2 protein-coding genes are annotated in these 1,822 nt (G+C 29.5%); both read right to left on the reverse strand.

Features of this window, described 5'->3' with window-relative positions:
• A partial coding sequence (locus tag ACIPNH_RS00905) for a DnaA ATPase domain-containing protein (protein ID WP_400771033.1) occupies nucleotides 1-631 on the reverse strand: 631 nt, incomplete at its 3' end.
• Nucleotides 632-760: 129 nt separating this feature from the next.
• The coding region (locus ACIPNH_RS00910; RefSeq protein WP_400771036.1) for an AI-2E family transporter at nucleotides 761-1,822 on the reverse strand (1,062 nt) is incomplete at its 5' end.

Here is a 1,822-nt window from a genome sequence, read left to right on the forward strand (position 1 = left end):
TGGCATCTTTTTTTAATAAAGTGCTAATAAAAGGAACGGTCACATTTGACCCTATAGATTCATTATCTATCTTTTCTATAATTTTATCAATGCTATAGAAAGAACGTTCTATTCTTGCTAAAATATAATTAATCACTTTTAAATCAATTTTTAACTGTTTATCTGAAAATCGTTTTATTAGCATAATTCTTAATAATTCCTCGCTTGCAGGCAAAATTTTTACGCTGATAGTTGATAATATTCGAGAACTTAAATCTCTTAGTTTGAAGTTAAGCTTTTTTGGTGAAATTGAAGAAGTGATTAGCAGCCTCTTGTCGTTTTCTTTCATGTAATTGTAACAATGTAATAACATTGCTTCATCTTTAATGTTTTGTACGTCTTCTAAAATAAAAGCATCGCTATACCTAATCTCGCTTACGAAGTTATTCACATTGATAAAGATTGCATCGTTTATTGATTGCCAAATATGAGCAAGATGAGTTTTACCGGAGCTGTTAGGTCCAAAAAGAATCAGACATTTCCAAGATAAATCATTAACTACCGAATTATATACGTGCTTATTTTCATCTAAGATGATGTAATTTTGCCAGCTATAATCAGCTTGATTGTTGTTAAATAAATTTAATTGCACGTTGAACCTCTTACGTAACCTCTTTCTGGTAGTAATTTTTGCGCAGAAATTTACTTACGCTCCTCAAATGTGTCAGGTATTCTGGGCTCATTTCTCCTCTTACCATAAATTGATTATGCAAAAGGTCTGTTAGCCGTTTTTATAAAGCTCACTTTTAAAATATTTATTGATTGCATATTCTACTGATACATTGAACATTGCTATTATTGGAATAAAAAGTAATATACCTGTAAATCCAAAATATGAAGCGCATATAGTAATTCCCAGAATAATTACAGTTGGATGTATATGAACTTTTTTTCCTATTAATAAAGGAACTAATATATTTGAATCTATTAATTGTCCAACACCAAATAATAGCAAAACAGCAGCACTTTCAAACCATCCACTAAATTGAGTGATAGCGCTCAAAAACCCAATAATGGTATATAATAATGGCCCTACGTAAGGTATGAACGTTAACATTCCTGATAAAATTCCAATAACAATAGAGTGTTCCAATCCGATTATGCTCAGGCTCACAGAGTAAAAGACCATCATGACAATACATACATTTACCTGCCCCTTTAGATAATTAGATATAATGAAATCCACTTTGGAAAAATAATCTGCAATTTTTCCTCTGTAAGGAATAGGGATTAATTTACTAGCTTTTTCTATAATTAAAGGCCAATCACGTAATATATAGAAAAACACTACAGGAGTAATCACCATTAATGATACCGTGTTAAAGCTTGAACTTAACACTTGGATTATAAAGTTACTAGCAATATCAAGAGCATTCATGAAATAAGATACATAGTTGCTGTAATTTTCTGCTAGATTTTTAGATAAATGATCAAATAAGCTATCCTCGATTTTCATATTAAGAAATTCTAATACAGAGGGGATTACTTTAAGCTTTAATGAAGGCACTTTACTCACTAAGAAATTTAATATTGAAGTAATTTGAACATATATAATAGGTAAAACAAATGTTATGACTAGTATAAAAGCTATTAATAAAATAAGTATTATAAAAATTACAGAACATGAACGTGGTATTCTATACTTTTCAAACTTGACTACTAGCGGATTAAACAAATATGCAATAATAATAGATATTAAACATGGAAAAATCATAGGACGCATCAGGAATAACATCCCTATTATAAAAAGCAGTATGAAACAAATAGTTATATGACGTTTTTG

The organism is Wolbachia endosymbiont of Drosophila barbarae (assembly GCF_044752445.1).
GTDB classification, from domain to species: Bacteria; Pseudomonadota; Alphaproteobacteria; order Rickettsiales; family Anaplasmataceae; genus Wolbachia; species Wolbachia pipientis.